Source organism: Frigoribacterium sp. CFBP 8759 (assembly GCF_014841655.1).
GTDB lineage: Bacteria > Actinomycetota > Actinomycetes > Actinomycetales > Microbacteriaceae > Frigoribacterium.
Genome location: NZ_JACYUH010000004.1, coordinates 23,228 through 35,658 on the forward strand (window position 1 = coordinate 23,228; position 12,431 = coordinate 35,658).

General features: G+C 73.6%; 11 protein-coding genes. 6 read left to right on the forward strand and 5 right to left on the reverse strand.

Features of this window, described 5'->3' with window-relative positions:
• Positions 1-55: 55 nt before the first annotated feature.
• From IFT79_RS13880 to IFT79_RS13890, 3 genes are read left to right on the forward strand one after another with little or no spacing between them, the layout of a single operon-like run.
• Positions 56-748: a TetR/AcrR family transcriptional regulator gene (locus IFT79_RS13880; protein ID WP_192124858.1), complete on the forward strand. Its 693-nt coding sequence runs from the start codon at positions 56-58 to the stop codon at positions 746-748.
• Positions 745-1,464: a hypothetical protein gene (locus IFT79_RS13885; protein WP_192124860.1), complete on the forward strand. Its 720-nt coding sequence runs from the start codon at positions 745-747 to the stop codon at positions 1,462-1,464. Before IFT79_RS13880 ends, IFT79_RS13885 begins: the two co-directional genes overlap by 4 nt.
• Positions 1,461-3,464, forward strand: a complete 2,004-nt coding sequence (locus IFT79_RS13890; RefSeq protein ID WP_192124862.1) for a YhgE/Pip family protein — start codon at positions 1,461-1,463, stop codon at positions 3,462-3,464. The genes IFT79_RS13885 and IFT79_RS13890 overlap by 4 nt, the downstream gene beginning before the upstream one ends.
• A 78-nt stretch (positions 3,465-3,542) precedes the next feature.
• On the opposite strand, the gene IFT79_RS13895 is transcribed toward IFT79_RS13890, so the two are convergent.
• Positions 3,543-3,959, reverse strand: a complete 417-nt coding sequence (locus IFT79_RS13895) for a DUF3151 domain-containing protein (protein ID WP_192124864.1) — start codon at positions 3,957-3,959, stop codon at positions 3,543-3,545.
• Between the two features lie 143 nt (positions 3,960-4,102).
• Here IFT79_RS13895 and IFT79_RS13900 point away from each other — a divergent pair, with 143 nt between their 5' ends.
• The 3 genes from IFT79_RS13900 to IFT79_RS13910 are packed head-to-tail and all read left to right on the forward strand — an operon-like array spanning position 4,103 to position 7,299.
• Positions 4,103-5,263: a glycosyltransferase gene (locus IFT79_RS13900; protein WP_192124866.1), complete on the forward strand. Its 1,161-nt coding sequence runs from the start codon at positions 4,103-4,105 to the stop codon at positions 5,261-5,263.
• A gap of 51 nt (positions 5,264-5,314) precedes the next feature.
• The gene (locus IFT79_RS13905) at positions 5,315-6,724 is read left to right on the forward strand and encodes a polysaccharide biosynthesis tyrosine autokinase (protein WP_173154658.1); all 1,410 of its coding nucleotides are present in this window, start codon (positions 5,315-5,317) and stop codon (positions 6,722-6,724) included.
• Positions 6,721-7,299, forward strand: a complete 579-nt coding sequence (locus tag IFT79_RS13910) for an arsenate reductase/protein-tyrosine-phosphatase family protein (RefSeq protein WP_192124868.1) — start codon at positions 6,721-6,723, stop codon at positions 7,297-7,299. Before IFT79_RS13905 ends, IFT79_RS13910 begins: the two co-directional genes overlap by 4 nt.
• A 151-nt stretch (positions 7,300-7,450) precedes the next feature.
• Here the strand turns inward: IFT79_RS13910 and IFT79_RS13915 are convergent, their stop codons facing one another.
• From IFT79_RS13915 to IFT79_RS16745, 4 genes are read right to left on the reverse strand one after another with little or no spacing between them, the layout of a single operon-like run.
• Positions 7,451-8,809 carry an O-antigen ligase family protein gene (locus tag IFT79_RS13915; RefSeq protein WP_192124870.1) on the reverse strand — a complete coding sequence of 453 codons (1,359 nt, stop codon included), beginning with the start codon at positions 8,807-8,809 and terminating at the stop codon, positions 7,451-7,453.
• Positions 8,806-10,089, reverse strand: a complete 1,284-nt coding sequence (locus IFT79_RS13920) for a hypothetical protein (protein ID WP_192124872.1) — start codon at positions 10,087-10,089, stop codon at positions 8,806-8,808. The genes IFT79_RS13915 and IFT79_RS13920 overlap by 4 nt, the downstream gene beginning before the upstream one ends.
• Positions 10,086-11,216 (reverse strand): glycosyltransferase, encoded by a 1,131-nt coding sequence (locus IFT79_RS13925; protein ID WP_123570884.1) that lies wholly within the window; start codon positions 11,214-11,216, stop codon positions 10,086-10,088. The genes IFT79_RS13920 and IFT79_RS13925 overlap by 4 nt, the downstream gene beginning before the upstream one ends.
• On the reverse strand, positions 11,213-12,325 hold the full coding sequence (locus IFT79_RS16745; RefSeq protein ID WP_207116412.1) for a glycosyltransferase: 1,113 nt from the start codon (positions 12,323-12,325) through the stop codon (positions 11,213-11,215). The genes IFT79_RS13925 and IFT79_RS16745 overlap by 4 nt, the downstream gene beginning before the upstream one ends.
• Positions 12,326-12,431: the final 106 nt, after the last annotated feature.

The window sequence follows — 12,431 nt, forward strand, 5'->3', positions numbered from 1 at the left end:
ACGATCCCCCGGCAAATAACTTGCACAAAGGTGTGCAAGATCGTACGATCGGGTCATGCCTGCCGCCGATGACCCCGTCCGCGCCACCCGTGCGCCACGCCGCGACGCCACCGCGAACCGCGACGCACTGATCTCCGCCGCGGCACTGCTTCTCAACCGCGACCCGTCCGTGTCGCTCGAGGCCATCGCCGCCGAGGCTGGCCTGTCCCGACGCTCGGTCTACGGCCACTTCGCCACGCGGGACGACCTCGTGCGCGAGGTCAGCCTGCGCGGTGCCGCCCGCATCGGCGTCGCCGCGAGACCGGCACCGATCGCGGACCCGGTCGTGCAACTCGCCTCCCTGGCCGCCCGACTCTGGGCCGAGGTCGAGCACGTGCGCGTCATGGCGCAGTTGACCGTGCGCGGCCCGATGGCCCACGAGGTCGGCGAGGCGCTCGCCCCGTTGCGGAAGACCGTCCGCGACGTCGTCCGTCGTGGCGTGGAATCCGGACGCATGCGCGACGACATCGCTCCCCACACGCTGGCCCACCTGGTGGAAGGCGCCGCCCTGTCCGTGCTCGACGAGGCCACGACGCAGCGGCTCAGCCGCTCCGAGGGCCACCGGCTCGTCATGCTGGCGGTGCTCGGCGTCGTCGGCCTCGACTGGCGCACCGCCGGCGACCTCGTCGCGACCGCCCCCGAACTCGCGCTCCCTCCCGAACCGGCGACCGGCGCCTCCTCGATGCCCCCGACCGGAGAACTCGCATGAGACTCGAACTGCACGACGTCGCGATCGGCGACGGCCCCGGCGCGGCACTCCCCCGGCTCGGCGCGGTCGCCGACCGTTGGGTCCCGGGCTTCGTCGCGGTCGAGACCGAGAATGCGCCCACCCTGGCGTCACTCGTCGCGGGGGGCCGCATGCGCCCCGAGACCGGACGGGTGACGATCGACGGTCGGGCGGACGACGCGGCGATCCGCGCCTCCTTCGCCCTCGTCGACACACCCACCGTCGCCGAACCGTTCGCGGCCCTCACGGTCGTCCAGGTCGCTCGCGAAGAGCTCGCCCTCGCCGGGCTCCGCGCCGACAAGGCCGCGGCTCGTCTGCTGCTCGCGGAAATCGGGCTGGGCGAGCACGAGCGGACCCGCCTGAGCGCCCTGCCCACCGAGCTGCGCGTCCGTCTCCTCTGCGAGTTGGCGGTGCTGCGCCCCGAGGTGCGAGGACTGATCGTGACCACCCCCGAACGTCACGGGGGCGACGTCGCCGCCTGGCTCTCGGTCGTCCACGACCTCGTCGGCCGCGACTACACCGTGTTGACCATCACCGGGTTCGCGGCCCTCGCGACGATCGAGTCGCTGCCCACGCCCGAGTTCGCCGCGGCCGGGACCGACGCCGTACCCGAGACCGACACCGCCCCTCCTTCCTCCCCCGACGACACCGCGGTCGCCGCCACCCCCGACACCTCCGTCGAAAGCGACCAGCCGTGAAGATCTACGCCCTCGTCCGTTCCGAGCTGCAGCGCCTCACCGCCACCCCGCTCGCCCGCCTGGCACTCGTCGCGCTGATGACCGTGCCGCTGCTCTACGGCGGCCTGTACCTCTGGGCCAACCAGGACCCGTACGCCAAGCTCGACCAGGTCCCGGCCGCCCTCGTGAACACCGACGCGGGCACCACGGTCGACGGCGAGACGGTGAACTACGGCGACGAGGTCACCGACCAGATCACCGACGGCGGCGACTTCGACTGGCACGTCGTCTCGGCCGCCCAGGCCGCGGCGGGCCTGCGCGACCAGACCTACGACTTCACCTTCACGATCCCGAAGGGCTTCAGCGACGACCTCACCTCGGCGAGCGGCGACGACCCCAAGCGGGCCCAGATCACCCTCGCGACGAGCGACGTCAACAGCTACCTCTCGTCCACGATCGCCGAGCAGGCGGCGAAGACCATCCGGGCCTCGGTCACCGAGAAGGTCGGCAAGGAGGCGGCGGGCCGCCTGCTGGTCGGCCTGGCCGACGTGCGCACGAACCTGGGCAGCGCGGTCGACGGGGCCAACCAGCTCGTCGCCGGCACCGGTTCGGCCGTCGCCGGCGCGAACCAGCTGGCCGACGGTGCGGCCGACGCGGCGACCGGGGCCCACACCCTCGCCGACGGGACGAGCCAGCTCAGCTCGGGGGCGTCCGCGCTGGACACGGGACTGCAGACGCTGAAGACCCAGACGACGGACCTGCCCGCGCAGACCCAGACCCTGGCGGACGGTGCCGCCCAGGTGGCGGCCGGCAATGACGCCCTGGCCACCGGCGTGGCCGACGCGGCCACGACGAGCGCGACGGCCGCGGCCGGCCTGCCCGCCGCGCAGCAGCAGGCGCAGCAGCAGATCGCCGAAGCCCTGCGCCAGCAGGGCTACACCGACGAGCAGATCCAGCAGATCGCCGCGACCTTCGCCCCCGCGACCGAGTCGCTGACCACCGCCCTCCAGGACGCGAACACCCAGATCCAGGGGCTGAACACCCAGGTGGGGCAGCTCGCCACGGGTGCCGACCAGGTCTCGACCGGTGCCGCGACCCTGGCCGCCGCCACACCGGCCCTGACCCAGGGCATCTCGTCGGCCGCGACCGGCTCGTCGCAACTCGCCACGGGCGCGGCGAGCGCCGCCACGGGCGCCTCGACCCTCGCGACCGGTCTCGACACCCTGAGCAGCGGGTCCACCTCGCTGCGCGACGGCGTCGTCAGCCTCGACACCGGCACCACCCAGCTCCGCGACGGGCTGCAGAGCGGACTCGGTGAGATCCCCGCGAGCACCGACCGGACGCGCGACGACCAGGCGAGCGCCATCAGCGACCCGGTCGCGGTCAAGGACGCCGCCCTCACGAGTGCCGGCACCTACGGCGCGGGACTGGCACCGTTCTTCATCAGCCTCGCGGCCTGGATCGGCATGTACGCGCTGTTCCTGATCGTGAAGCCGATCTCGAAGCGGGCCATCACCGCCGTCAAGGCCCCCGTGCGCATCTCGCTGGCCGGCTGGCTGGCCCCGGTGGTGCTCGGCGTCGTGCAGATGGTCGCGCTCTACGTCATCGTCACGCAGGCGCTCGGCTTCGAGGTCGCCCACCCGCTCGGCATGATCGGGCTGATGGCCCTCGCCTCGGCGGCGTTCGCGGCGATCATCATGACGCTCAACGTCTGGCTCGGCAGCGTCGGGCAGTTCCTCGGCCTGGTGCTGATGGTCGTGCAGCTCGTCACGGCCGGCGGGACCTTCCCGTGGCAGACCCTGCCCGCCCCGCTCGCAGCCCTCCACTTCGTGCTGCCGATGAGCTACGCCACCGACGGCCTGCGCCAGGTGATGTACGGCGGCAGCTCGGCCGCGGCCTGGGGCGACGCCGGCGTGCTGGCGGCCTGGCTGCTCGGCGCGCTCGTGCTGACCTGGGTCGCGACCTCCCGCATGACGCGGGCGCGCACGATGCGCGACCTGCGGCCCTCGCTGATCGGCTGAGACCGCCGCTTCCGCCGAGGACGCAGGAGGCGCGGGTCGCGTGACCCGCGCCTCCTGCGTCCTCGCGCGGTCGCGCCGCTAGTCGATGCGGGTCTCGAGGGTGGGAAGCACGGCGGGGTCGGCGTCGTGCAGGAACGTCGTGAGGCGTTCGACCTCGTCGACCTCGCCGATGGCGGCCGCACCTCGCCGGAGGGCGAAGAGGGACCGCAGCACGCCCCGGTTGGGTTCGTGCGACCACGGCACGGGGCCCTGTCCGCGCCACCCCGCCTTGCGCAGCGCGTCGAGCCCGCGGTGGTAGCCGACGCGGGCATAGGCGTAGGCCTCGAGCTCGGCGCCGCGGGCGTCGGCCTCGTCGCTGAGCAGCGCCCAGGCGAGCGACGACGTGGGGTGGGCGACGACGACCTCGGCCGTCGTCAGCGTCTCGAGGTCGGCGACGACGTCGGGTTCGGCGGGCAGGCGGGTCTCGGGCACGCCGAGCAGGTTCGTTGCGGTCATCCCCCCATCATCCCCGACGTCCGTCCCGGGGACCGTCGCGACCCTGGTATAACTCGTTTCGTCGTGCAATACTGAGATATCACACACGGTCATCGGCCGTGTCGGGCGCCACGGTGCCCGCGAGCTCTCGACGAAAGACCACCGTGCCCACGACCCGACCGCGCCGCGCCGCCCTCGACTCCCCCGCCCTCCTGGCGTACCCGATGCACGGCCAGCGCAAGCTGCTCGACGAGGGCTACCGCACCCGGGACGGTCACCTGATCGAATGGCTCGGTCACGACCTCGCGGGCCGTGGCGGGGTCACCGTCGTCTCGAGGCCGGAGCCCCTCGTGACCTCGATCGCCCGCCGCCGCCCGATCGGGGCACCGGCCGTCGGCACCCGGTCGGTCGACCCGATCACGCTCCGGGCTCCCGACCCGCGCGACCGACGACGCTGGTGGGTCGCGTCCGCCCGCGCCTACCCCTCGTTGCCCCCGTCGGCGGCATCCGTGCCGGCCCTCGTCTGGAACCCCTTCGCCGCCGTCGCCCCGGTCGCGGCCAATCCCTTCGCCGGTCCCCGGCGGGTCGTCCTCGACCTGCTGGACGACTGGAGCCGGCACTACGCCTTCGAGAGCATCCGCGCCGAGGTCGACGAGGCCTACGCGGCCGCCTTCGCCCTCGCGGACGTCGTGACGGCCAACGGCGCGGGCACCGCCGACCTCGCCCGCCGACACGGACGCACCGACGTCGTCCTGCTGCCCAACGGCTGCGACCCCCACCGCTTCGACGGCACGAGCCGGGCGACCGGCCCGACCACCGTCGGGTACGTGGGCAAGATCGGGCGGAGGCTCGACCTCGCCGGCATCCTGGCGACCGTCGCCGCCCTGCCCCGCGCGTCGTTCGTGTTCGCCGGCCCGGTGCTGGACGCCGAGTACGGGGTGCTGGCCGACTCGCCCAACGTCACCCTGCTGGGCGACGTGCACTACGACCGCGTGCCGGCCCTGCTGCAGACCTTCGACGTCGGCTGGGTGCCCCACCACGTCGGCGAGCGCGAGGTCGGCGGCGACGTCATCAAGACCTACGAGTACCGCGCGGCGGGTCTGCCCGTCCTCAGCACGGCCGTCTGCGGCATCGAGGCGCGTGGCCTGGACGGCGTGACGGTCGCCGACACCGCCGCGCACGCCTCGGTGCTCGCCGCACTCGCCGCAGGCTCCGACGGGCGGGTGCCCCGGCTCCCGGGGGCCATCCCTCCCGACGCCACGTGGCGACAGAAAGCCGACGTCGTCCGCGACGCGCTCCGCCTGCCGGCCCGCCGACCGTCCTAGACCCGATCAGCCCCCGATCCGACACCACGCCGTTCAGCAGGGAAGAACTCCATGGAACTCAAGACCTTCATCACCGTCGTCCGGACGCGGTGGGTCCTCATCGTCGTCGTGACCCTGAGCGCCGTGCTGCTCGGGGCGACCGCGTCGCTCGCGACGGCGAAGTCGTACTCGTCGTCGACCCAGCTCTTCGTCTCGGTCTCGTCGATCGGCTCGTCGGACGCCGGCGACCTCGTCCAGGGCAGCAGCGCCGCGCAGGCCAAGGTGCGCTCGTACGTCTCCGTCGTCACGTCGGGTCGGGTGCTCGAACCCGTCATCGCCGATCTAGGGCTCGACACCACCCCCGCGGGGCTCGCCTCGAAGATCTCGGCCTCCAGCCCGGTGAACACGTCGTTGATCGACATCTCGGTCACCGACGGCGACCCCGCGCAGGCCGCACGACTCGCCGACGCCGTGGCCACGAGCTTCGAGAAGGTGGTCGAAGAGCAACTCGAACAACCCGTGGGCGGCGGCAGCGGGCTGGTCACCGTCGAGTCCATCGACGCTCCCGTCGTGCCGACGAGCCCGGCCAACCCCAAGCCCGTCCTCTGGATCAGCCTGGCCCTCGGCCTGGGCATCCTGTCGGGCACGGCCCTGGCCCTCCTCCGCAACACCCTCGACACGCGCATCCGCAGCAAGGCCGACGTCGAGGGGGTGACGAACGCGCCGCTGCTCGGTGGCATCGGCTTCCACACAGAAGCCTCCTCGGCCCCGCTGGTCGTCAACAACGATCCGCGCAGCCCACTCGCCGAGTCCTACCGCGCCCTCCGCACCAATCTCCAGTTCGTCTCGTTCGAGGGACGCAGCCGGACCTTCATCGTCACGTCGGCCATGCCCGGCGAGGGCAAGTCGACGACGGCGGCGAACCTGGCCGTCTGCCTGGCCGAGACCGGTGCCTCGGTGCTGCTCGTCGACGCCGACCTGCGCCGGCCCCGCGTCGCCGAGGTCATGGGCCTCGAGGGCGCCGTCGGACTGACCGACCTGCTCGTCGGGCGGGCAGAACTCGTCGACGTCGTGCAGCCGTGGGGACGCCTGGGCCTCCACGTGCTGCCCTCGGGCACCGTTCCCCCGAACCCGAGCGAACTGCTCGGCTCGCTCGCCATGGCGAGCCTCGTCTCGACGGTCGAGGTCGACTACGACTTCGTCATCATCGACACCCCGCCCCTGCTGCCGGTGACCGACGCCGCCGTCCTCAGCCGCTGCGTGAGCGGCGTGATCGTCGCGACCGCGGCCCAGCGATCGTCGCGCCACCAGCTGAAGCAGGCCCTCGCCGCCGTCTCCGAGATCGGCAGCCGCACCCTGGGGGTCGTCCTCACGATGGCCCCGACGAAGGGCCTCGGTGCCTACGGGTACGGCGCCTACGGGGGCTACTACGGTTCGGTGACCGAGAACTCGGTCCCTGCCTCGACGGCGGCGGCCCGATGACCATCCCGCCCCTCGTGATGGTGTGCACCGGGAACATCTGCCGCTCACCGTTGGCCGCCGCACTCGTGCGCAGTGCCACGTCCGCGGCCGTCGAGAGCTTCGGGACGTCGGCCCTGGTGGGTGAACCGCCGCCCCGCCCCACCCTGAAGGCCGCCGAGTCCCTCGGCCTCGACCTGTCGGCCCATCGTGCCCGTCAGCTGACGGCCGACGTGGTGGGTCGCGCTCCCCTCGTCCTGGCCCTCGCCCGGGAACACCGCCGGGCCGTCGTGTCGTTGGTGCCGAGGGCGAACCGCACGACCTTCACCCTGCGGGAGTTCGCACGCCTGAGCCGTCTCGTCGATCTCCACGAGACGGCACGCGCGATCGCATCGACCCCGGACCCCGCCGAGCGACTGGACCGGGTCGTCGCCCTCGCGGCGGCGCACCGCGGCTCCGGCGCCCTCGTCACGCCCGACGAGGACGACGTCGTCGACCCCTTCGGGCTCGGAGCCGACGTGTACGCGAAGTCGACCGCCCAGATCGTCGATGCGACGAACGACGTCCTCGCCTACCTCGGGCGAGCCCTGAGAGCCTGACCCCGCCCCGACCGCCTCCGACGGAGCGCCCCGAAGACCTGGTCGTCGGGGCGCTTCGTCGTCACCGGGGACGACCGTGCGGCGGGACGGTCCCGCAACGAGGACGGTCCCGCGACGGGGACGGTCCCGCGACGGGGACGGTCCCGCTCGCTCAGCGGGCTGCCGTGAGGGTGCCGCCGACGACGCCGGGCCGGTCCGACGCGTCGCCGAGGACGCGGTCGTCGCGACCCCGGTGCGACCCTGACGGGTGCGCCCCGGACGGGTCCAGCGCGGCTCGGTCGTCGCCGGGACGGTCCTGCAAGGCGCAGAAGGCCCACAAGATCGCGGACGTCGAGAACCAGACGAAGTAGTCGAACGAGAAGAGGGTGACGATCATGACGACGAGGACTGCCCGCCCCGTCCGGGAGGCGTGGACGAACCCGACGACGAGCGCCGCCACCAGCGAGACGATCCCGGCGATCCCGAACGTGGCGAGCGTGGTCACGAGCTGGTTGTCCACGACCGTGAACCCCTCTTGGGGCAGGAGGCCACGGGCGTACAGCTCGGCCTCGCTTCCGAAGCCGCTGCCGGCCAATGCCTCGAGCGCGGGCCGCGCGAGGAGTCCGGGGACCGATCGGACCGCCCCCATCCGGTTCTCGTACGAGCCGGATGCCACGAGCGTCCCGACCGCGTCGACGATCTCGGACGCCAGGGCGGCGGCACCCGCGACCGCCCCGAGCATCGTCAGCACGATCTTCGCGGCCCGGGACCGCGCCTCGGAGGTCATCAGGACGTAGGTCACGGCGAGGAGGACGGCGGCGACGACGCTTCGGCTTCCCGACAGCAGGATGCCCGCCGACAGCACGAGGACGGCGAACGGCGGGAACCAGACGGGGAAGGTCCGCCGCGCGACGAGGACGAGGACCAGGCAGACCGCGAGGAACACGGCGTACGGGATGGGGTGGCCGAGGGTGCCCTCGACCCGGACGAGACCACCGGGCAGGATCTTGTTGTCGCTGACGAACGAGCGGCCCGTCGCAAGGACCTTGTACCCGAAGGGGATCGGACGATGGGTGATCGTGAGCTCGACGACTCCGACCACGACCTGCGCGAGGCCGAGGACGACGAGACCGCGGACGAACACGAGGAGGTCGCGGGACGACGACGTCGACACGAGCCACGAGATCGCGACCCCGATCGCCGCGAGCTCGGCCATGAGGACGATCGTCGACGGGGCGAGCGCCAGCACGCAGACGATCGAGAAGGCGAAGAACGCGGTCGTCGCCAGTGTGGCCCGAGGGCGGCCGATCGACCACGACCGGGGCGAGACGAGTGCCGCCACCGAGACGCCGGCCACGGCGGCCACGGCGGCGTGGCGGACGATGTCGGGCGCGGAACCCGACGTCGTCGAGATCAGGACGGCGAAGGCGACGACGAGCGCCGCGCCTCGTCGCCGGTCGGCCGGCAGGAGCAACCCGCCGACGAATGCGACCAGGGCCGCCGCGACGGCACCGGCGAGGACGATGATCATCGGGACGCCTCCCCTCGAGCGTCCGGACTCGACGGACCGACCGGGGCGGGCTCGGCGGCGGGCTCGACGGCCGACACGGACAAGGCGCGGCCCGACCGCGCGAGGACGACGAGCTGGACGACGAGCCCCACGGCCTCGGCCGACACGAGTGCCGACACGGCACCCAGCGCGCCGTGGTGGGCCCCGAGCACGAGGACTCCCGGAACGCCGACGACCGCCGACGCGATCGACGCCGTCGTCGTCTGGGCGTGGCGCCCTGCACTGACCAGGGCGAGGCCGGCGCCACGAGACGTGCAGATGACGGCGATGAGCACGCCGCCCGCCAGGGCGAGGTCGGGCGACACCGGGACGGCGCCCGTGAAGAGGACGACGGCGACGGCCGGCATGGACAGCGCGAAACCGACGCCGACCACGAGACCGAGCCCGGCGTTGAGACCGAGGGAGACCAGGCTGCGACGGTGCGCGAGTTCGGCGGAGGGCACGCCCACCCACGTCTGCAGGCGGTCGGGAATCGCGGACACGACCTGCAGCCCCATGCGCAAGGGTCGGTCCACCGCGGCGAATCCGGCGACGGAACCGGGCGAGACGGCGCCCAGCAGGGCCACAGGCAGGGATTTGTAGGTCGTCGCCACGCCCCTCCCGAGCACGAGGACGAGTTGGGAGCGCACGACGGCCGGGACCGCGCGGAAGTCGTCCGCCCCGGGCAGACGGGCGCCCCCGAGACGAGGCGCGACGCCGAACGTGACGACGGCAGCGAGGACCATGCCGGCGCCGTAGACCTCGAGCGGCGCACCGGCGGCGATCGCGACGGCCGAGACCAGCGAGACCAGCACGCGCGGCGACGTCTCGGCGACGAGGACCAACAGCGGGCGCCCGAGGCCGATGAAGTACCAGGTCGGGCTGAGTGCGCCGAGCGCGACACCCACGGAGACGAGCGCGGCCGCCGGGCGGTGCTCGTCCACGACGGCGAGCGTCACGGCCGCCGCGACGGGCAGCAGGACGGCGGTGGCGACGAGCTTGCTGGCCGATGCGGTGGCGAAGAGGTCACCGGGTGGCCGGGTCGCCCGGGCGACGCGTTGCGGGCCCACGATGCTCCAGCCGAGCTCGGCGACGACCGCCGTGGCGATGCCGACGGACAGGCCGACGGCCACCGCCGCCCAGCCCGACGCCCCGTGGGTCGAGGTGATCGCGGGGATCACGGCCAGCGGGGCGGCCGCACCGAGGGCCGGCACGAGCAGGTGGAGGGCGAGACGGCCGACCTGCCGCCCGAATCCCCTCACGAGTGGACCCGCCGAGGGCCGAGGGCCGACAGGTGGTCCGTGAACCGGTCGTACGATCTCTGCACCACCGACTCGAGGCGCTCGGCGACGTCGCGCGGCGACTCCGCCTGGTGGGCGAGCGGGGCCCCCACCAACGCGTCGGCGATCGAGGAGGCGCTGGCCGGCTCGGTCTGGACGAGCAGGCCCCCTGCCGCGCACCGGACGTCGTCGAGGGCGCTCGATCGCTGGGTGACGACGGTCCGACCGCACGCCAGCCCCTGCCAGACCTTGTTCGCCACGACGCCGCGGGCCTTGGCCGAGGAGCCGAAGACCCCCAGGACGACGTCGGCCCGGGCGATGTGGGCGAGGAGTTCGCCCTCGGGCACCGCGTCGACGAAGGTGCACCGGTCGCCGAGGCCCGCTCGACGGACCCGGGCCTCGACGGCCCGGCGGGCGGGACCGTCGCCGACGAGGACGACCTCGACCCGGCGACGGGCCCCGATCAGTGTGAGGGCGTCGACGACGAGATCGACGCCGTGGAGGGGGATGTACCCCCCGTAGTACAAGACCCGGAGCGCGTCGTGAGGCGGAGCGGGCGGCTGCCGGGTGGCCCAGGTCGGGGCACCGACGGCGAGGGGGACGACCGTCGCCGAGGGGCCGTGGCGCCGGACGATCTCGGCGGCCCGTGGCTCGGTGTCGATCAGGTAGAGATCCGCGCACCTCACGGCCGCGGCGTCGAGCACACGGAACCGGAGGGCCGCGGGCGATGCCGGGGAGACCCGCCGCCAGTCGTCGACCGCGGTCTCGTGGAGACCGACGAACCCGTCGACGACGAGAGCGGCACCCTGCAGACGGGCGACGAGCCACGCGAGCGGCGCGTGGCTGAGCCGGAACTCGGAGAGCAGGACGACGTCGGCGCGCCGGGCGCCCCGGACGAGCGAGCGGACGTCCTCGATCGCACGACGCAGCCGACCCGCGGCACGCGACCGCGGCGCGACGACGACCGACGCGCCGAGCCGTCCTTCGAGATGGGCCCGCACGCGGACGTTGCGGGGGTAGCCCGTGTCGTGCACCCCGTACTGGAGGACCCGGAGCGGAGCGGTGCCGGGGCGAGGCGCTCGGGTCGGACGACCGGACGGGCCGCTCATCGGGCGGCCGCCGTGATGCCGAGCCGGGACAGCCGGTCGACCACGGCGTCGACCGACGCACCGACGGACAGGAGCGAGGCGTTCGCGGCGACGTGGTCCGAGACCGTCCGGCGCAGCGCGCGGTCGGCGGTCAGGTCGCGGACGGCGGACAGCCACCGGTCGGGTTCGCCCACGGGCAGGACGAGTCGTCGTCGCAGGTCGGGGTCGGTCACGAGGAGGGGTGCGGCACCGTAGCTGTCACCCAGCAGGACGGGCACGCCCGCGGCGGCGGCCTCGACGGCGCTGCGGCCGAAGGCCTCTCGTGAGGCCGTCCCGACGAAGAGTCCGGCGTCGTCCCACAGCCTCGCCGGGTCGACCCACCCGGGCATGGTCACGCCGTCGGGCAAGGAGGCGCGGAGCCGGTCCTCGAGCGGACCCTGCCCGTGCAGGCGGCCGGGGACGCCCGCCCGTGCCGCGAGGTCGACGAACGCCGCAGGCCGCTTGTCGACGTCGAACCGGGCCGCCCAGACGAGAGGCGTGGCCGCCTCGCCCCACGAGCTGCGGGCCGAGAGACGGATGCCGGCCGGGACGAGGTGGGGCCGGCGCGCCCGCGCCACCTCGTCGGCGAGGACCGGCGTCGTCGCCCAGACGTCGTCGGCCCCGCGGAGGGCGCGACCCTCGACGAGGCGGAGGGCGACCCGACGGAGGCGCGCCTGCTCACCGGGAGCGGGCCACGGCAGTCCGCGGACCCACGCCACCCAGGGCGTGGACCCGTGACGGCGCAGCCGGGCGAGGGCGACGTCGCTCTGCGTGACGAGCGTGACGACAACGTCCGCGGCATCGGCCTCGGGGGCGCTCGTCACGAGACCGGCGACCTCGTCGACGACCGCGCGACCGTGCGCATGGACCGTCACCTCGCGGACGCCGGGGGTGGTCGCGACCGTGCCGCCAGCCGTCGGGCGCAGTCCCACGACGGCTCGCCAGTCGAACCCCCGGCCCCGCGCTTCGGCGACCAGGTCGTGGGTCGAGCGGTAGACCCCGCTGCGGGCCATCAACGGCGCCGCGACGAGCAGGACCCGGGGCGCCGAGCGGGAGCCGTCGGCGGCGGGGGACGGGGCGGACGACGGCACGGAGCACTCTCGCTTCTGTTCGGGAGACAGGAAGTGATCGACCCTCAGACCGATCATCAAGAGTATAGGTGTGAAATATGAGTCAGGTCAACGGTCGACCGACACG